A 20,711-nucleotide genomic window follows, 5' to 3' on the forward strand; every position below is an offset into this window, starting at 1 on the left:
ATTTATGCTTAAAAGTCCATATCACTTAAATCTTGTCCTTCCCATTCTCGATAAAATTGATTAAGAAAGGCTTCTAAAAAATGGTGGCGTTGTTCAGCAACTCGATAAGCCGTCGGAGTATTCATTAAATCCTTCAAATGCAATAATTTCTGATAAAAATGCAAAATAGCTGTATCTTGGCCCGAACGGTAGTCGGCCAAGGATTCGACTTGGTGAACAAGTATAGTCGGATCATGAATGACCCGCCCTTTAGCACCAGAGTAAGCCATCGTTCGAGCAATGCCGATAGCGCCTAAAGCATCCAAACGATCAGCGTCTTGAACGACTTTTGCTTCTAAGCTAGTAAGCGGCCGAGTTTGAAAGCCTCCCTTATAAGAAACAGATTGGATAATGTCCATTATCTGTTCGATTTGAGTCGATGTTAAACCATGTTGGTCCAAAATTATCTTTAGCTGATTTTCTTGACTGGCAACATCTGCAAACAGCTTGTCATCGACATAATCATGAACCAGAGCAGCTACTTGACAAATAAAAGGATCAGCCCCCTCGCTTAGGGCAAGTTTTTTGGCCATACGAGATACACGTTCAAGGTGCCACCAATCATGTCCGCTTGATTCCTGACAAAAGACTTGTTTCATTTGCTGACAAAGTTGGTCTAGTAATTGCTCTTGATTTTGATTCATAGACTCTCCTTATTTGTCCGCTGTTCTAAGCGTTTATTATTTAATGATAAGTTGGTTCCTTGCGTATAACCCTGTTGATAGGCCAGGTTATTTTTGCTTGGAACAGGTTGTTTAAAAGTAATAGAGCCATTAACTTGTTCTTGAAAGGCGTCCTTAACTTTTTGTGGTGTCTGAATGACCAGTGCATAAGCTTGATTTTCACGCATCATCTCTTGTCGTTGTTGTTCAAATTTAGCAGACAAACCATCCATAAAGCCTTGATAATAGGATTTTCGTAACTCTTTAAGTTCTTGAGCAGATTCATCTAATCCAGCTAAATGAACTTTAGCATAATGTTTCATAGCTTGGCTCGTTAAATAAAATATTTCGTAAGCTAATTCAACATCCTCGGGAAAACCCATTAAGACGATTTTCCGCTGAACGCTGGCTTGATAAGGTAATCGGTTACTCTGTATATAGAACATGACACGGAAATTATCGGCAATAATGCGAACTAACTCTTTCTCCCACCAATAAAGTCGTTTGTAGTAGGACAAGGATTTCAAAATAATTTCATCGTGATTCTGGTCCGTTAACTCGTGTTGCGAGATTTTATACTTCAACATGAGTTTCTGAGCCATTAACAAAGCTGTCTGACTTTCCTCATCATTGCCACCATCTTCTGCAAGACTTAACAAATTTCTAATTTTATCGAGTATTTTTTCATTGATTGATTCTGTCATCAAAAACCCTCCTATCAACTAGAGTATGATTAAATACCAGTTCGGCTTAATTCCGCTTTAATTCGGGCAAAGCGTGGTGGTATGTCCGCAGAAAATTCCATCTTTTGCTGACTGCGCGGATGGATAAAGTGTAGCGAATGAGCATGTAATAATTGACCTTCAGTATCGTCAGCCAAGTGCCCATGAAAAACTTGAATTCCTTTTCGATAAATCGGGTCCCCGATAATAGGGTGTCCCATGTATTCTAGATGGACCCGAATTTGATGCGTTCGTCCCGTTTTTAATTCTAAATCAAGTAAGGAAGCAACCGGGTAAAGCTCCACACACCGGTAATGGGTCAAAGCAAATTTACCTTGTGGATGGGCTGACCACCGTAGCCGATTGTTGGCATCTCGTCTTAAGGGTACATCTATTGTTCCAGATGGAACGGACACTTGACCATGAACTAAAGCATAATATTTCCGTCCCATGGTATGATCGGTTAATTGTTGACTCAGCATTTGATGAGCCTGATTATGTTTAGCTACTACTAATAAACCCGAAGTATCTTTATCAATGCGGTGGACAATACCAGGTCGCCAACTTTGACTTGATTGAGAAAGTTGGTCTCCCAAATAATATAATAAGGCATTCACTAAGGTACCTTCTCGGTGCCCTTTTGACGGATGAACGACCATACCCGCTGGCTTATTAATAACCATGACGTCTTCATCCTCATAGATAATATCTAATTTTATATCTTGAGCAATTAAGTCAATTTCTTCCTCATCTTCCTCATCTTGCTCTCTGTTAATGGTAATTTCTTCATCACCAAGCAATTGCAAGTTAGCTTTAGCCAACTGCTGATTCACCCTTACTTGATCTGCTTTAATCCACTTTTGAATGGTAGAACGACTTTCTTCGAGTAATTCCGTTAAAACTTTATCAATTCGTCCCGCTTGCCCTTTTAATTGAATAACTTGTTTGTTTTCTTCCATTAAATAAATCCATCCATTTCTTTATTTGTTAAGACAAGAAGAATTAGACCGATAACCCCCACAGTTAAGGCAGCGTCGGCTATATTAAAAACAGGAAAATCAAAGAACTGCAAATGAAACATATCCACTACATAACCCAAACGTAAACGATCGGCAAAATTTCCCAGTGTCCCACCTAACAATAGACCTAAAGTCAGATGGAGCGTTCCTGTTCGATACCTGTTTAAATAAATTAAACGTCCAATATATAAGACCATGGCTAGAGTGACAAGTTGGAAGAGGAGCATTTGTCCAGCAAATAGACCCCACCCTGCTCCTGTATTTTGGATATGAAACCATTCAACTAAGCCAGGTACTAAAGGTTGGGCCTGATGAAGGGGAATATGAGTCACGACCCACCACTTCACGGTCTGATCGAGAATAAAAATGCAAATTACGACGATAAAACTGGTCCCCATGGCGCCCTCCTTGTGTTATGACAGTCTTTTTTGTTATAATCTGAAGTAATAATAATAATTATATACTAGATTTACTTTTTATTAAAACTAAAACTTAGTGAAATACAATTTTTTCCTATGTAAAGGAGCCTGTATGAGACAACTTAGACATGTAATTATTTTAGTGTTGGCTTGTCTGTGTTTAACCGCCTGTGTCAACAATCTAGATAAAGCTGAACGTACTGTCGGTTTAATGCAAGACGATGTCACAAAAATTGTCAGTGAACTCAATGAAATTCAAGTTCAAGAGGATAATTTACAATCCGATTTTGAAACCGTCCTCAATAAAAATCAAGATAACTTAGCTGTTTTCAGTGAAAAAGACAATCTTGTAGAAAATAATATCGCTCAACGTCGCCAACATATTCAAAGTATAGAAGAAGCATTAAAGAACCTCAAAGAACTAAACAAAGAATTCGAATCTTACAAGGATAAAGAGAAATATCCTAAGCAACAAATCGCCCTAATTGTATCGGAAACCTATGCTTTAGACAAAGATTTAACTGTCTATCTTTCTGACTACAAAACCAATCTAGATTTAGAATCACAAACCTTTAAATCCATCGCTAATCCCAAAACAGATTACAAAGGCTTCTTTGGAATTTTTGACAATTTTAATAAATTATCAACCATCAACAGCATTAATTTAGATAAAGTTCTCGCTCATTTTGAACCACTAAACCGAGCTCTAATCAATGTTAAGGTGGAAGTTGTCAACATGAAAGAATCACAATAGACACATTTCGTTTTAAAATTTGCAACAATGAGGTGCTAAATGATATTAAAGAATCATTCCGTAAAATACCGACCCACAAAATTTATATTGCAATTATTAGTTTTATCTTTTACTTTTTTATTGATTTCGGCTTGCGGATTAAGTAAAGAAGCAAAAATGACGCCTCTGCCGAAAATTAAAGATAAATATAAGTCAGAAGTCATTGCAGATTTCAATAACCGAGTGACTAAAAAACAGACTAATAAATACGAAAACTTAGTTATTCGTAATAAACCCGTCTTAACAAAACCAGGTAATTTACCTTCTTCCCTCTTCTATGATAGTGGCATTGAAATTGCCTATCCACAAGATGGCGTTAAAGGTATTTATCTCACAGCTGATAATGTAGCTGATCCGACTACTTTTAATGATGCCATTGATTATATCAATCAGACCGATTTGAATACGGTCGTCATCGACTTTAAAGATGATAGTGGAAATGTCACGACCCCACTAAAAACAAACGATAGTGATATTAAAAATAGCATCAATCCTATTGTAGATTTAAAGGACACGATGAAAGTCCTTGAAAAGAATCAAATATACCCAATTGCTCGAATTGTAACCTTTAAGGATACGCATTTTGCCGATAAACATCCTGAATATTCCTTTATAAGTAAAGAAACAGGTCAAGTTTGGCAAAATGAGCAAGGCGCTAAATTTATCAATCCTTTCTTAAAACAAGTTTGGGATTACGATATCAAAATTGCCATTGAAGCGGCCAAAATGGGCTTTAAAGAAATCCAATTTGACTATGTCCGCTTCCCTGAAGGTTTCCATGACTTAAGTGATACTCTCTCATACTCAAAGGGTGATTATGAAAACTATGTCGGTACCGATGAAGATAAAATCGGTGAAGAACGGGTCGCTGCTGTGACTGACTTCTTAAAATATGCACGGGAGCGACTAGCTCCTTATGGTGTTAAAGTTTCAGCCGACGTTTTTGGATATACAGCGGTAGCCGGCGATAAACCGGATGTCCGTGGTATTGGACAAAACTTTGCCATGATGGCTGAACAAGTCGATGTTATCTCTTCAATGGTTTACCCTTCTCACTGGGGTCCTGGATTCTTTGGCATTCCTCATACGGACCTTCAACCATTCGATACGATTGATGAATATATGTATTCTGAAGAATCTGCCCTTGCTGGTGTGAAAAACAACGTTATTTCGCGCCCATGGCTCCAAGATTTTACCGATTCCTCCTTACCAGTAGGAACCTATCAACATTATGGACCAAAACAAGTACAAGAACAGATAAATGCCCTACATAAGCATGGCATTCACGAATTCTTACTATGGAATGTCGACGGACGTTATACACACGGTGTTGATTATAAACCAGAAAGCAATCAATAGATTAGTTAGTAAAAATTAAAGAGGCTGTAAACGAAGTCAAGAGACTTTGTTTACAGCCTTTTTCTATATATTTTTAGAAGTTATAACGATTGGTGACCTCAATAGATTGATTGAAATCTAATAAAATGAGTTTAGCACTTTTGACAGGACGTTGGTAATTGACTTGTAAAGCTTGAGCATAGAGAGAAATTTGAAAACGATATTTATCGACAATCTCTTGCATCTGGAGATTCAGATCCTGGCCAAGTAGTGGACGTTGGCGATCCGTTTTAAAATCCCATAGATATATTTGATTTTGATAGATTAAATACCCATCAACTACCCCATGAATTAATACATCATCTTGACTGACTTGACTGATTTGACTTTCTTCCAATTGTTTTTGGAACATAAGACTAGCAGGAACTATATAAGAAAAAGCCACCTCACGTTTTACATTATCCGCCTGTGAAATGATGAATTGGCCAAAATCTGACTGCAAAAAAGCCACAACTTGATCTAAATTAATTAATTTTGTTTGACCGAACAAAATTGGGTGGTTTGTCGCCAGTTCCTTGACTTGTTTTGCCAACTGTGCCTCAAACTCCCCTTTACCTTGACACAACTGGAAGGATTTAAGGTCAATATGTTGCATCAAATAATGGGTTAAGGTCCCTATTTTTGCAGCCAAATTTGTATCTTCTTGCATAAAACTTGGAGCTTCAAAACTATCTTGAGTATAACGAATACTTTGAATACCTTCTGGCTTCATAAGATTAGTCTGATCTTCCTTAAGGAAACGACGATCTTCAAAATGAGCTAATTTTTCATGGCTAGGTTCTTCGTACAAACGTTTCAGTTCTGACACCGATTGATAGCTTGAAGTTGCCGTAGCTAATTGATAAGGATATTTCATTTCGTTTAATTGTCTTAACTTATTAGTCCAAACAGTTGATTCTATCGGTTGACTGGCAGTATCTATAATTGTATCTATCCAACTTTCAATCTCCTTAGTATCTGCTTTATGAGACCGCGTTAAAGAGGGCCTTTGAAGCTGACTGGCGGACACAATTCGAATCGTCATTTGCTCGGTTAATTTAGGTGTCTGACTAAGTGGTTTACATTGGTCAACAGCATAAGCCAGTTGAATCCACTCTAGCCATGAAAGGGCATTTTGTCGATCTTCTAATCTAGCAAGCGATGTCTTATTCATCGGTTCATTTTTCTGATACCCTTCGATTTTAGCTAGCCATTTTTCACGCTGATCAATTGTGCCTACTAAGATTAATTTTTGCTCACAACGAGTTAAGGCAACATACAATTTCCGCATTTCTTCAGCTTTTAGCCGTTTTTCTTGAGCTAATTTTATTGACGTCTTTATTAAGGAATCAAATTTCAACATTTGATCCGCTCGATAATAGTCGCAACCTACCCCATAATTTTTCGAACAAATCAGACGCTGGTGACTTAAATCACGTAGGTTGAATTTTTTCTCCAAGTTCATCAGATAAACACAAGGGAACTCTAATCCTTTTGAAGCATGAACGGTCATCATGCGGACGAAATTCTGATCATTTTCTAAGATAACAGGTTCAGCTAAATCACGCTGATGCTGAAGAACTTGTTCAATATAATTTAAGAAACTAAAGAGACCTCTAAAACCGGCTTCCTCAAATTCTTGAGCTTTAGAATAAAAAGCATGGAGATTCGCTAAACGCTGACTGCTATTACTCAATCCGGAAACATAATCCAAATAATGTGTTTCTTCATAAATCGTCCAAATTAATTCGACAATCGACTTTTGATTGGCTAAGTGTCGCCAATGATTTAGCCGATTCAACAAGGTTTGCAACTGTATTTGAATAAATTGTTCAGCCTGTGTTTCAAACCCTTTTTGACAGAAATTGAGACAAGCCTGATAATAAGATCCTTCTTTCTGGTAAAGGCGAATCGTAGCTAGATCATTATCAGATAACCCAACAAAATACGACCGCAAAACAGCAACTAATGGAATATCTTGAATCGGATTATCAATTAGCTTTAGTAACGCAATTAATAAACGAATTTCTTGACGTTGAAAGTAGTTCTCAACTTTTTGACTCATTAAAGGAATTTGCAAAGCTTGAAAGGCTTGTTGAATCGGTAAAAATACTGACCGTGTAGAAGATAGGATGACAATATCTTTGAATTCAAGGGGCCGTAATTGTTTGCTTTGTTTATCGTAAATTAATTCTTGGCGGGCCATTCGTTGATTGATATCTTGGGCAATCATATAGGCTTGAGCCTCAATCGATTGGTCAAAAGCAAATTCATCCTCATTTTCAGTCGAGGTATCTGTTTCCGTCATCGCTTGTTCCTTCTCAAAAAGCAACAAATCGATTTTAAAATCCTTAAAAACACTTGTGGGCTCAAAACTATGATTGCCAGTTTTTAAGGCTTCTGCTTGGCCGTAATCCATCTGTCCAAACTGTTTATCCATTAAGCGACTAAATATCGAATTAGTAAAATGTAAGACTTCATGACGTGACCGATAATTACGATCAAGATTTATTAGATGACCGTCTTGACCTTTAGAAAAGGTATCGTACTTTGCCATAAATAGTGAAGGTTCAGCCATACGAAATCCGTAAATGGATTGCTTGACATCGCCAACCATAAATAAGTTAGGAACTAGTTCTGGTCGTTTTTCATGTGACAGCCAAGCTAAAATATTAGCTTGTATCTCATTGATATCTTGATATTCATCGACAAGAACCTCAGCAAATAAGTCTTGAAAATAGTGAGCAGCTAGACTAGCCTTTCGTTCTTGCTCATCAGAATTAAAAGGAGCCAAAATATCTAAGGTAAGATGTTCTAAATCATTGTAATCAAGTAAATTTTCCTGACGTTTGTAGGCTGTTAATCGCGAAATAAAATGTTCAACAAGACGTTTGATTAATTCTAGTTGTTGACTAATTTGCCCCTCTATTTCAGTGATGCTTGACCAAGAATAAGAGAAATATTTTTTTAAGCGTTCTAAGCTGGCTTTTACTTCATCACGTTGTTCTTTTAACCATTGTACGCTTTCATAATCATCTGACTTTTTACTGTTGGACGGCCATTTTTCAAACTGAATAGCTTGAAGCTGCTCAATAAAACGACTTAAGTCATTCGATTGTAAGACCTGATTAATCCCCTCTAGCTTGGATTGTAAGTCTTGAATAACAGGATGATATCTGCCATAACTTGCCTCGGATAAAGTCAACATCTGATCATTTATCTGTTCAATTTTTCCCAAAGCTGATCTCAATGAGCTAGTTAATAACGGCCATAATTCTTCTTGATAAAGCGGAGATTGACTAAATTGTTCAATGTCTAAAGAAGCCTGATTGAAGTGGCGAAGCCAATTAAGGGGCTCAGGATGAGCACACGAAAACTGATACACTCGGAGAATAAGATTAAATAATGCTATATCTGATTTTCCATCACCAAAAATTGCTAATAATTCGACATAGTCCTCTTTAGTTATGATGTAAGGCTCTGACTGAATCCCGGTGAATATATCGGTCAGCATTTGCTCCCAAATAGTTTCATAAATCAAATGAAGTTGTGTTTCATCTGTTTGAAGACGAAAGCTCGGATTGAAGTCAATTAAATAAAAATATTCTTGAATAACCTGCAAACAGAAACTATGTAAGGTTCGAATATGGGCATTAGGTAACAATTGCAACTGTTTTAAGAGATGCGCTTGTAAGACAGGATCGCTTGTCTGGCTAATCGTTTGTTTTAACTTTACCTCCATCCGCTCTTTCATCTCTTTGGCAGCCATTTCAGTAAAGGTACACACCAACAATTGATCGATATTAGCAAAACCTGTCACGATATGATTCATGATTCGCTCAATTAAAACGGTAGTTTTACCCGACCCTGCTGAAGCTGAGACTAAAATATTATTTCCTCTAGCATGGATAGCCTCCCATTGTTGATCGTTAAAAGAGACATTGGATGGTTTAGCCGGAATTGGACTCATCAATTAGTCTTCCCCCCTTTCTTCTTGCTTAATTTCATCTTGAATGTGATCAAGAACTTGCTTTTTACTGACGGTCTTTTGTCGATAAAGAGCGGCATGTTCCGTCGCATCAAAACCACTTATAACCCGATAAGCAGCTTGTAAACTTAATGTATAGGCTTCATCTTTGTATGGCGCTAAAGCGATATAGCCATTCAATATCTCTTGAGCTGCTCGTGTATATAAGGCATCCAAATGCCGGTAAAGTGCCTCTTTTTGATCTTTATATACAGGAGTATTGGCCGAAATGCCCTCCTTCGTTCCTGTTACAGGATAAATTAAGGATTTATTGATTTGGTCAAAACTCAAATCGATGGCTTGCAAATCTGATTTGTTCACAAATAGCGGACCTGACACACGATTCTCTAATAAATAAGATTCTTGGGCAAAATGATCACTTTCCCTTAAGTCATCGCTATCTTGACTGGACACATATGGAGTTATCACGGGCTGATAAAACGCGCCAAAAACAGGTAGATTTAGATAATTTAATTGAGCCACTCGCAAATAGGTTAGAATTTGTAAATCAAGTCCATAGTAAAAGTCTTGTAAATTGAATTGTTTTTTTCCAGTCTTGTAATCGATGACTTGAAGATAATCCTGATGATTTGTAAAACTTCTAAGAAGATCTAACCGATCGATTTTACCACGTATGGATACTTGCGCACCAGAAGGTAATAGATAACTAAGACCTTGAAGGCTTTGTTTAACACCGACATAGCCAAAAAGGGCTTCTGTTTTAAGTGTTTGAATTTGCAAATAATCACTCTGATGACGAGCTAAATAAAGAAACTGCCATAAGCGTCTTAATATCGTTTCGTTTATCAATTGATAACGAGGAGTTTGGCTAAACAAATCAAACTTGCCTTGTTCAGCTAATACTTTTTGAGACTCTATCCACAAGTCATTTAGTCGTTCTGGACTGATGTTAGAAAAGCTTTGTCCTTCTTGAGTCATCGCTTTCACCAGAAAATCTAGAGCATCATGGAAGTAAGTCCCAACTTTATTAGCATCTAAGCGCTGAATTTCCCTTTCTTTAATCCGTAATCCATAAGTAAGGAAATGACTAAAGGGATCACGGAAATATTCTTCCATCCGCGATACTGAGACTGATAAATGGGTTCCATACAATTCTTTAGCCAAATCAGCTTCAATATAGGTTGGCATGTCTTGTCCACATAAACTGGCAGTCATCAAACGTCGTAAATAGTCTCGGTTATCTTGATTAATCAGCAAAGTGTTCAACCAAGCCATAAAGGCTGAATCTGGCTGCTTTTGGGCTTCAAAATATAATCGCCATAACTTGATGACAAAAGCCAATTGAACCGAATAGGCCCCAAAATAGGCCCCTTCAAGGTCAAGAGTTGGGGAAAGTGATAGGTTACTTTGATAGTGCTTAATAGTAAACTGGTTGCCCTTCAATAAATTCTGAACATAGGGTGACCATCTTAGCATAGCTCCATCAACTTGACTGGCAAAGGAACAATAAAGGCGGTCACTAGCTGCTAATAAGACTTGATAAAAATAATACATTTCTTGATTTAAATGAACTTGATTAGCTAGCGATAGATATTGGTAGGCTAGCAAGCCCTCTTCAATGGCCTGACGATTTTCTCGGGAAAGTAATGAATTATCTAAACGTTTAATCGGTAACAAATCATCACTTAAACCAACTATGAAAGCTACCTTATACGGTCCAACTTGTGGACTTTCAATATTGGTAAAGGTAACTTGATCTAACGTAGGTGGAATAATATGAAAACTTGCTTGGCAGAGTCCCGTCATAACTAATTCGCTAAATAAAGAAAATTCTACTGGCGAATCTTTAAAAATTAGTTGAAACTCTTCTAAACAAGTCATAGTTGCTTGCCAAACTTGTTCATATTGCCGAGACAAATCAAGTTGACTTTGTTCAATGGCTCGATCGCGTTCTTGAACAAGGCGATCCTTTATTCCTCCGTCTAGCAAAGCCTGATACAACCATTGACTAGCTTGAGTCCCTGATTGATCTTTAGTCCAAGTGGAAAATATAGATTGAATTTCTTGATTAATCCAAGCTCTCAAATCAGCCATCACTTGTCCCTGGGTTTTAGTCTGAACTTGTCCCTGTAAATTAATATACGGCAAATCTTCACCATAAAAATGCCAAATATAATTTTCATCGCTAAACCGATAGAGTGTGTAACCTTCAGCCAGGACTAAGTTTTCCAGCAAGTGAATTTGATACTGATGCTCAGCTATAGCACATTCAAAGGCTTGACCTTTAAGGTGGCGCAATCTAGCTGGCAAAAACAAGGGGCTTTTAATAACCATCATTAAATCTTGGTACTGAAAGCCAAATTGCTTTAAATTGAATAAGGATTGTAACCATACCACAAATGGATGGTTTTGCATCTTAGTCTGATGATCATAAAAAAACGGAATATGATTTTGTTTAAAAATCGGATCGACAATTTGACGATAACGATCTAAATTTCGTGTCATGATAAGAATATCTTGGTAACGATAACCCTGAAAGCTAATGAGCTGGTGAATTGTGTTGGCTACCATCTGTAACTCGGTTTGGATTGAATCGCATTCCCAAAATTCGTGAATGGTGCTAGTTTTATTACGGCCTTTTTTTACGCTCTCCCCCCTACTTTGGCTAAGAAAATCATCAGCCAAAGAAAGTATTGATGGGTGATATTCGGGAAAAACTTGACCGACTTCTCGTTCAGCAAGCCAATCGATGTTTAATTGCTTAGCTAATGATTGAATTCGGATCCGAGTTTGGGCAAGATGATCAAAAGGTCCCGGCCAAGTTTGTTTAGAAAGATGGCTTTCATTGAGCGATAAGATAACCCAAACTTGCTTGAATTTAGCTGCTAAATCTAAGATTAGGCTTAACTCTTGAGCAGAGAAATAATCATAATGATCGATATACAGATAAGAATGAGCAAGGTCGGAGTCCTGAGCCTTATCTATACTTTCTTTCAATTCCTCTAAGTACCCATGAAACTGGATGTTTTCTGCTTGCAAGCGCTGATAAAAGGCATCATAAAGATAAGCTAATTCACTTAACCGTTTTTCTTCACTGGTTAATCGTGTTGTACCATCTTCATCTCCTTCAAGATCAGAACAATCCATCTTTAACCAACGGTCAAATCGATCTTGAGCAATCAAATCACTGGCTTCTATTTGCCCTTGATATAATTCATCAAAAAGACTAACAAGCTTGTCAACAAAGCCTTGATGATTCACTTGTCGTCGGTAGATGGTCAACCGTTCTTGATGTTCATTCAATAAATGGCGGATCAACATGGCAATTCCCACTGAACTTAGGCTTGTAGACACAGACTGGCCTTTTGCTAAAAACCAGGATAAGCGCTTAAAAGAAACAACTTGTATATCCAACATAACCGCTTGGGACGAACCTGTAGCTCTTTTTAATTCATTTAACATCTTTTTTTCCATATCAAATTTCAGATGGTCTGGAACTAAATAGAAAATTTTAGCTTGATTATCCTTTTGCTTAAGCTGAATAATTTCTTGGACAAGAGCTTTCTTCTTATCTAATCGTGGATCTCCTTTGATGATTCCAATTGCCATTGTTCTCCCCCTTTTTCAAGCAGTTTAGATGACTTCAAATGGATTCGTGTTGGCTTTTGACGCAAGTATTTCCACCTGCCAATCATTCGTTTGACTGGCTTCATGCAAAATTTTAGCCATCTTTTGATTAAAAACTGATTCAATATAATGGCCTGCATCAATGGTTAAAATAGGTTGATCGAGACAATCATGGCCATGGTGATAGCTGATATCTCCCGTTATAAACACGTCTGCATCTACCGCAACAGCCTGCTGAACCGACTCCCATGCTGATCCTCCAACGATGGCAACCGTTTGATAATCCCTCTGAACTTTTCCCTTAATTATAGTTAAATCTTTACACATCAAATGTTCCTTAAGATATAAGGCCAAATCAGCTAAATTCAAAGCTTGAGGCAAACGACCATATCGACCTAACCCACTTGAAGAGTCGGATGCTTCCGGCTGCAATATGTTAACTTCTTGCAAATTTAAAGCCTCCGCTAGCCAATCATTCATTCCATTGGCAGCCTTATCTAGATTGGTATGTAATACAAAGACGTTTATATCATGTTTGATTAAGTCCGAATAAAGTTGAATTGACGGTAGGACCAAATCAAACCGATCGATAGGCTTAAAGATGGGTGGGTGATGAAGAATGATGGTATCGACTTGCTGTTCAATCGCTTCCCCAAGAACTTCAGGACGCAAATCTAATGCTGTCATTATGCGACCAACGGTTCTCTCTTTATGACCAAAATGTAAACCAACTTTATCCCAGCTTTCAGCTAGTGATGGTGGATATTTAATATCCAAATAATCCGTTAAAGTAGTTAATTTAATCATGTTACTCTCCTATTAAGTTTGAGATTAAAGCTAAAGTTTGTTCTAATTCCCTCATTTTTTCATTTTCACGCTGATTAGCTTGAGAAATAGATTGATAGATACGCTGAAGATTAGTTGCCTCACGACGCCATTTTTTAAATAATAAAGGACTGGTTTGCTGTAAGTTGATTGGGCCAAATAAATATTCGGCTTCCGTCAATTGAATGTCCTCCTGACTAGGTCTAGCTACGAGCATTTCGTAGAGACGATGGTGATCTTCAACAATCGCTTCGTCAATAATCTGATAGTGATGTTGAACCAACCATTTACGTAGGCCAGCTTCCCCAATATTTGCTTGTAAGAATAAGGTGTGGTCTGGATCTAATCGTTCTCTTCCATTTGTAAGGATGTCGCAGATCAAGCTGCCTCCCATGCCACAAATGGATACACAATTTATTTTATCCTGATCTTTAATAACATCTAAACCGTCACCCATCCGAACTTGAATCAACTTCTCTAAAGCTTGGTTATGTACCTCAGCTAAAGCAGATTGATAAGGACCTTGAACGACCTCACCAGCCACCGCATATTGAAGAGCTCCTTTTAATCCTAAATAACAAGGTAAATAGGCATGATCGCTACCAATATCGGCTAAGCGAATCCGACCTTGAGGTCCATATACAATTATGAAGTCAGCGACTTGATTTAAACGAGCAGAAAGTTGTTGCGAATTCATGCTTTTCCTCCTAAAAAAAGCCAAACCTAACGACCAGCTTATTAAATTAGCTAGTTTGCCTTGCGAGCAGATGTTAGATCTGGCTTATACTTTTTCTTATTCTAAGAAGTCTTTTAATTGTTTTGAACGACTTGGATGGCGTAATTTTCTAAGGGCTTTTGCCTCAATTTGCCGAATCCGTTCACGCGTTACACCGAACACTTTACCCACTTGTTCTAAGGTACGAATATTGCCGTCATCTAAACCAAAACGAAGTCGCAAGACATTTTCTTCACGATCAGTTAAGGTATCAAGAACATCCTCAAGTTGTTCACGTAATAATGCAGATGAAGTAAATACTTCAGGACTCATTGCCGCCTCATCTTCAATAAAATCACCTAAATGTGAATCATCTTCTTCACCAATCGGTGTTTCAAGAGAAACAGGTTCTTGAGCAATTTTTAGAATTTCACGGACTTTTTCAGTTGGCAAGTCCATTTCAGCGCCAATTTCTTCAGGTGTCGGTTCGCGGCCAATTTCTTGCAAAAGATTACGTTGTACACGGACCAATTTATTAATTGTTTCAACCATATGTACTGGAATCCGAATAGTTCGTGCTTGATCGGCTATGGCCCGAGTGATGGCTTGTCTAATCCACCAAGTAGCATACGTTGAAAATTTAAAGCCCTTGGTATGATCAAACTTCTCAACGGCTTTCATTAAGCCCATGTTTCCCTCTTGAATAAGGTCTAAAAATTGCATACCACGACCCACATACCGCTTGGCAATCGATACCACTAAACGTAGATTAGCTTCAGCAAGTTCTTGTTTCGCTAATTCATCTCCTTGTTGGATTCGAATTGCCAGGTTTACTTCTTCTTCGGCACTTAGTAAAGGCACACGACCAATTTCTTTCAAATACATACGAACTGGATCGCTAACTTTTACTTTAGAAGCAGCGACTTTAGATGCATTTGAAAGTTCTTCAACAGCAATTTCCTCAGCACGAAGCATTTGCTGTTTGGTAGGTCCGCCGTCTTCACCAACAACGGCAATACCACTATCTTCAATTTTTTGAATTAATTTGTCCATACCGTCTGAATTCAAATCATATTGGTTAGCAATACGATCCGCTAATTCATCGTACGGAATTTGACCTAAAATTTTCTTTTCTTGAATTAAGGCAGTGACAGCTTGCACGTAATTAAGTGCAAGTTCTTGAGTTTCAGCATGTTCTGGTGTTACTTTATTATCTGCTTTGTCAGTCATCAAATTGGCCCCCTATTTCTTTTTGACTTGGCGCGTCAAACGTAATATATCAGCTAGTAATAGATTCATCTCACTGTGGTTTTGTTCTTTTTTTAACTCAAGAAGGCGTGCTCGCTTCTCTTTAATTTCAAGCAGAATAAACTCTTCTTCAATGGTTTGTAGGCAGTCATCGATAATTTGGTTATGATAGGTCATGGGTTCCCCATCCCACAAAAGATTATTCATCAATTGTAACATAGCCGGGTTTTCGATACTATCTACCACCCCTGTTAAAGGTAGTGGATTCCCTAAATCATAATAAAACTCTTGCAATTTAAAATATAACAATTGCATATAAGGATGGACAAATAAAACAGGCTTGTTTAATTGAGCCACATAATCCCAAGCTTCTTTGAAGTGAGTTAATAACAAGATTAATTGTTTTTCACTCTGCAAAGCTCGAGCGGATAAAATTTCAAATGATTGCTCAGGTATGAAGGCACTGGCCCTCTCCTCCTCACTAGGATGGAATGATGCTTGTCTCTCGTCGATCGATAATGGTTTAGTCTGGTTATTTTGTAAGCTTTGTTTATAGCGAATAAATTGTTCTTTAAGAATATCTAAGCTCAGGTTATACTCTTGACTCAAATCTTGCAACCGAATTTCTTGTTCAATTGGCGATGAAATTTGAGCAATAAGTTGAATGAGAGCTTCTAAGTACCGAGCCAATTCCTGCTCGTCCTGCAAATTGTATTGACTTTTTAAATAATGACGATTAAAGTCAAACGCCGAAATAGCTTGATCCAACAGAATTTGAAACGAAGAGGCCCCCTCTGCTTTTATCCATTCATCAGGGTCTAGACGATTAGGAATAATGACTGCCTTAAATTGACAATTAGCATAGTTTTGTCCCATTTGTAGGGCCCGGGCAATAGCTTTTTGCCCAGCTTGATCCCCGTCAAAAACAAAAATAATTTCCTTTGCTACTTTTATCAAGCGATCTAAATGTTGTTGAGTCAAGCTTGTCCCCATCGTTGCAACTACATGTTGATAACCTGCTTGATATAATGACATAACATCCATATATCCTTCACAGACAATCATCTGACCTTTTTGTCTTGCAGGTAATCTGGCTAAATCAAAATTATAGATAAGATCCGATTTATTAAAAAGCGCTGTTTCAGGCGAATTTAAATACTTAGCAATCGCTTTATCTTCCGTTTGCTCTGTTGTAAACCGCCTTCCCGAAAAAGCAATGACCTTTGCCTGAGCATTTCGCAATGGATAGATAATTCGTCCATGAAACCGATCAATGATCTGTTCCCGATCGTTTAAATAAAAAATGCCAGAATCTAATAATTCTTGCTTTGAGAAGCCCTCATTACTCAGATATTCAACCAATAGTTCCGACTTTTGCGGGGATAAACCTAAACCGAAAGTAGTTAAAGTGTCCTCATTTAAATTACGATTCAATAAATAATCAAGAGCGGGTTGCCCATTAGTCGTATCATTTAAAAAATATTGATAGAAATCTTGAGTTTTTTCATGAAGATCAAGTAATCGTTGATGAGTTTGTTGTTGGGGACTTTGATCTGAACCTAAATACAAATCAAAATTTATCGGTAAATCAGAAAATTCAGCCGCTTTCCTGACTGCTTCAGGAAAACTAAGCCCCTCTATTTCTTGTAGAAAACCAAAAACATTCCCCCCGCGCCCACACGAAAAACATTTAAATATTTGTTTACCTGTATGGACGGAAAACGAGGGATTTTTATCTTCATGAAAGGGACAGGATGCCACATAGTGCTGACCTTTTTTAGTCAGTTGAGTATATTGATTAATGACATCGACAATATCAGTCTGATCACGGACTTGGCGAATAATATCATCTGGAATTAGGCCCACTAAGCTCCCTCCCTTATCTCATATCAGTCATTATCATACTTTAGATACAATTAGGCTAATTGACTTTCGATAATTTCCCAAATTTCTTGACTGCCATAACCATCTTCAGCTGAAAACATAAATAGAGCATCCGTGGTTGGTAAATCTAAGGCTTTTTTATATATCGACAGGTGCTTATTCCATTGACTCCGTTTAATTTTATCAACTTTAGTCAAAACGATAGCATAAGGTAAATCTGCTTCATCAGCAAAATCCTTCATTGCTCGGTCCAACTCGGTTGGTTCGTGGCGAAAATCCATTAATAGAAGTAATAAACGAACATTCTCCCGATTAAGCAAATAATGCTCAATCATTGCACCCCATTTTGCCCGATCTTTTTTGGAAACTCTCGCATAACCATAACCCGGCACATCAACAAAGCGAAAATGATTATTAATAGCGTAAAAATTCAATGTCTGAGTCTTACCGGGTTGACTCGATGTACGCGCTAAACCCTTGCGATTAATCATGCGATTAATAAAAGATGACTTTCCTACATTAGAACGACCAGCTAAAGCAATTTCTGGGATACTATCTTGAGGGTATTGACTAGGACTGACTGCACTTACAACAATCTCTGCTTGCTTAATTAACATGCTCGTCCCCCTATTTAAGAAATTTTCTTATTGTCGTGATCATAATAATTCGGTTGGCCTTTTCCTAAGACATTTTCCTCAGAAATTACAATACGATGGATATCTTCCCGACTCGGAACGTCAAACATAATATCCATCATAATCGATTCAATTATGGCACGTAAACCACGCGCACCCGTATTCCGTTCAATAGCTTTTTTAGCAATTGCCCGCAAAGCTCCATCTTCAAACTCTAATTCAACATCATCCAGTTCAAATAAACGTTTGTATTGTTTAACTAAAGCATTTTTTGGTTCTGTTAAAATCGCCACTAAATCATCTTCAGTTAATTTTTCTAAAGCTGCCATAATCGGTAAGCGACCAATAAATTCTGGAATCAAACCAAACTTAAGTAAATCTTCTGGGGTGATTTGTTGCATGATTGTTTTAGAATCATCTAGTTTACCTGAAGCATTACCAAAGCCAATGACTTTATTCCCTAAACGTTCTTTGACAATGGTTTCTATGCCGTCGAAGGCACCACCCACGATAAAGAGAATATTGGTGGTATCTAACTTCAAGAAGTCTTGGTTCGGATGCTTGCGTCCACCTTTTGGCGGAATATTTGCTTCCGTGCCTTCTAAGATTTTTAATAGTGCTTGTTGAACCCCTTCACCACTAACATCACGAGTTATTGATACATTTTCACTCTTGCGTGAAATTTTATCAATTTCATCGATATAAATTATACCTGTTTGAGCCCGTTCCAAATCATAATCAGCAGCCTGAACTAATTTCAACAAGATATTTTCCACATCCTCGCCGACATAGCCCGCTTCAGTAAGACTAGTCGCGTCAGCAATTGCAAAAGGCACATTTAGAAGCCTAGCTAAGCTCTGAGCTAAGAATGTTTTCCCAGAACCAGTTGGTCCGATTAAACAAATATTGCTTTTTTGCAGTTCAATATCATCTTCTTGGTCCAAGTGATTAATTCGTTTGTAATGATTATATACAGCAACCGCGAGGGCCTTTTTCGCTGCTTCTTGCCCAATAACATATTGATTCAAGACTTGCATGATTTCAGCTGGTTTGAGTATTTTGATTGGTTCATGTTGTTTAATTTGCTTCATTTCTTCATCGATAATGTTTTTACATAATTCGACACATTCATCGCAAATATAAACATCGGGCCCCGCAATAATTTTATTTACTTCATCTTGTGATTTGCCACAAAATGAACAATAATAATCATTTTCATGTGTGTTTCTAGCCATTATTTCCCTCCTTTTTGCCAAAGTAAAACTAATTTCTTGACGGAAAAAGGGATGCAAGCACCTGTTGTAATCAACTTTTTGCTTTGCAACCCTCTTTTATCAATCAAATTTTATTTTAGAGCTTATTTTTCTTCAGCTGAGTCAGTAATTAAAGCCATTGCCTTTTTCATGCTGATATCAGATTTTAACATATCTTCAGAAACAAATTTCTTCACTTGATCTGCTTCCATATTATACATCGCAGCTAAGTCATTGATTTCTTTTTCAATGTCTTGTTCTGAAACTTCAATCGCTTCTTGTTTAACAATCGCTTCTAATACTAAATTAGTTTTAACTCGTAATTCAGCTTCTTCAGCAAATTGTTTACGTAACGCTTCCTCATTAGAACCTGTAATTTGGAAATAAAGTTCTTCATTGATTCCTTGACGTTTTAAATTGTTTTTGAAGTGAGCCACTTGGCGTTCGATTTCTTCATCAATCATTACTTGTGGCAATTCAACGATCTCTGCATTTTCAACCGCTTGACGCATAGCTAATTCTTCAACCATTTCTTTAGCTGCTGCAGCTTTTTGTTCTTCTAATTGAACGCGTGTTTTGTTTTCATATTCTGCTAAAGTTTCTACTTGATCATCTGCATCTTTAGCAAATTCATCGTCTAATTCTGGTAATTCTTTAGCTTTAACTTCGTGAACGGTTACTTTGAATGTTGCTTCTTTACCCGCTAAATCAGTTGCTTGATAATCTTCTGGGAAAGTTACTACAACGTCTTTTTGTTCGCCAGCTTTGGTTCCAGCTAATTGATCTTCAAATCCTGGAATAAATGAACCAGAACCTAACTCTAAAGCATGGTTATCCCCTTTACCACCTTCAAATGCTTCATCACCAATGAAACCTTCAAAATCGATTAAAACAGTATCACCTTCAACAGCTGCTTCTTCTTTAACTACTAACTCAGCTAATTGTTGACGTTTGCTTTCGATGGTCGCTTTAACTTCTTCTTCGGTAACTTCACGTTCTTGTTTTTCAACGGTTAGACCTTTATAGTCACCTAATTTAACTTCAGGTTTAGTTGTAACTTCTGCTGTTAAAACCCATGGTTGCCCTTTTTCAATTGATTTAATATCAATTTTTGGTTCAGCAACTAATTCTAATTTACTTTCTTCAATCGCAGCTTGGAAAGCTGTTGGTAAAACAAAATTTAGAGCTTCATCGTATAAAGCTTCTTCACCATAAACATTGTTAAAGATGGCACGTGGTACTTTACCTTTACGGAATCCAGGTACAGTTACTTGTTTTTGAATTTTCTTAAATGCATGGTCCAATCCTTTTTTTACTTCGTCTTGCGAAATTTCGAAAGTTAAGATTCCTTCGTTTGCTGATTTCTTTTCAAATTGTGTGGTCATTTTGTTTCCTCCAACATACTGATTTTTAATTACATACCTTGCTATTTTAACGTATTGACGGCGTTTTGTAAACAAAAAGGAAATGATAAACCTTAAGATAAACCATCTTATCAAAAAATA

Annotated in this window: 15 protein-coding genes; 2 read left to right on the forward strand and 13 right to left on the reverse strand. The window is 37.4% G+C overall.

All coding sequences use genetic code 11. The annotated features are described in order from the left end of the window. Positions 1 to 8 precede the first annotated feature (8 nt). From EIH20_RS00575 to lspA, 4 genes are read right to left on the reverse strand one after another with little or no spacing between them, the layout of a single operon-like run. Complete coding sequence (locus EIH20_RS00575; protein ID WP_124057406.1) at positions 9 to 683, reverse strand: HD domain-containing protein; 675 nt, start codon at positions 681 to 683, stop codon at positions 9 to 11. After that, positions 680 to 1,405 carry a DUF2786 domain-containing protein gene (locus tag EIH20_RS00580; RefSeq protein WP_124057407.1) on the reverse strand — a complete coding sequence of 242 codons (726 nt, stop codon included), beginning with the start codon at positions 1,403 to 1,405 and terminating at the stop codon, positions 680 to 682. Before EIH20_RS00580 ends, EIH20_RS00575 begins: the two co-directional genes overlap by 4 nt. A 29-nt stretch (positions 1,406 to 1,434) precedes the next feature. Further along, positions 1,435 to 2,382 carry an RluA family pseudouridine synthase gene (locus EIH20_RS00585; protein WP_124057408.1) on the reverse strand — a complete coding sequence of 316 codons (948 nt, stop codon included), beginning with the start codon at positions 2,380 to 2,382 and terminating at the stop codon, positions 1,435 to 1,437. Next, positions 2,382 to 2,840: a signal peptidase II gene (gene lspA / locus EIH20_RS00590; protein WP_124057409.1), complete on the reverse strand. Its 459-nt coding sequence runs from the start codon at positions 2,838 to 2,840 to the stop codon at positions 2,382 to 2,384. Before lspA ends, EIH20_RS00585 begins: the two co-directional genes overlap by 1 nt. A 133-nt stretch (positions 2,841 to 2,973) precedes the next feature. Here lspA and EIH20_RS00595 point away from each other — a divergent pair, with 133 nt between their 5' ends. Continuing rightward, entirely contained in the window at positions 2,974 to 3,615 is a 642-nt protein-coding gene (locus tag EIH20_RS00595; protein ID WP_124057410.1) for a YkyA family protein, read from the forward strand. Between the two features lie 87 nt (positions 3,616 to 3,702). Beyond that, a complete protein-coding gene (locus tag EIH20_RS00600; RefSeq protein ID WP_241152355.1) occupies positions 3,703 to 5,013 on the forward strand; it encodes a putative glycoside hydrolase in 1,311 nt (436 codons plus the stop codon). Between the two features lie 73 nt (positions 5,014 to 5,086). On the opposite strand, the gene addA is transcribed toward EIH20_RS00600, so the two are convergent. From addA to tig, 9 genes are all read right to left on the reverse strand, one after another. After that, positions 5,087 to 9,001, reverse strand: coding sequence for a helicase-exonuclease AddAB subunit AddA (addA, locus tag EIH20_RS00605; protein ID WP_241152357.1), 3,915 nt, complete (start codon positions 8,999 to 9,001; stop codon positions 5,087 to 5,089). Positions 9,002 to 9,004: 3 nt separating this feature from the next. Then, positions 9,005 to 12,628 (reverse strand): PD-(D/E)XK nuclease family protein, encoded by a 3,624-nt coding sequence (locus tag EIH20_RS00610; protein WP_124057413.1) that lies wholly within the window; start codon positions 12,626 to 12,628, stop codon positions 9,005 to 9,007. Between the two features lie 24 nt (positions 12,629 to 12,652). Continuing rightward, positions 12,653 to 13,453, reverse strand: coding sequence for a Nif3-like dinuclear metal center hexameric protein (locus EIH20_RS00615; RefSeq protein ID WP_124057414.1), 801 nt, complete (start codon positions 13,451 to 13,453; stop codon positions 12,653 to 12,655). A gap of 1 nt (position 13,454) precedes the next feature. Next, the gene (locus EIH20_RS00620; RefSeq protein ID WP_124057415.1) at positions 13,455 to 14,168 is read right to left on the reverse strand and encodes a tRNA (adenine(22)-N(1))-methyltransferase; all 714 of its coding nucleotides are present in this window, start codon (positions 14,166 to 14,168) and stop codon (positions 13,455 to 13,457) included. 96 nt (positions 14,169 to 14,264) lie between these two features. Next, positions 14,265 to 15,416 (reverse strand): RNA polymerase sigma factor RpoD, encoded by a 1,152-nt coding sequence (gene rpoD / locus EIH20_RS00625; protein WP_124057416.1) that lies wholly within the window; start codon positions 15,414 to 15,416, stop codon positions 14,265 to 14,267. Positions 15,417 to 15,428: 12 nt separating this feature from the next. After that, positions 15,429 to 17,300 carry a DNA primase gene (gene dnaG, locus EIH20_RS00630; RefSeq protein WP_124057417.1) on the reverse strand — a complete coding sequence of 624 codons (1,872 nt, stop codon included), beginning with the start codon at positions 17,298 to 17,300 and terminating at the stop codon, positions 15,429 to 15,431. Positions 17,301 to 17,350: 50 nt separating this feature from the next. Next, a complete protein-coding gene (yihA, locus tag EIH20_RS00635) occupies positions 17,351 to 17,935 on the reverse strand; it encodes a ribosome biogenesis GTP-binding protein YihA/YsxC (RefSeq protein ID WP_124057418.1) in 585 nt (194 codons plus the stop codon). Positions 17,936 to 17,949: 14 nt separating this feature from the next. Then, a complete protein-coding gene (clpX, locus tag EIH20_RS00640) occupies positions 17,950 to 19,188 on the reverse strand; it encodes an ATP-dependent Clp protease ATP-binding subunit ClpX (protein WP_124057419.1) in 1,239 nt (412 codons plus the stop codon). Positions 19,189 to 19,310: 122 nt separating this feature from the next. Beyond that, positions 19,311 to 20,591: a trigger factor gene (tig, locus tag EIH20_RS00645; RefSeq protein ID WP_124057420.1), complete on the reverse strand. Its 1,281-nt coding sequence runs from the start codon at positions 20,589 to 20,591 to the stop codon at positions 19,311 to 19,313. Positions 20,592 to 20,711: the final 120 nt, after the last annotated feature.

It is taken from the genome of Vaginisenegalia massiliensis, from assembly GCF_900604935.1.
Classification (GTDB): domain Bacteria; phylum Bacillota; class Bacilli; order Lactobacillales; family Aerococcaceae; genus Vaginisenegalia; species Vaginisenegalia massiliensis.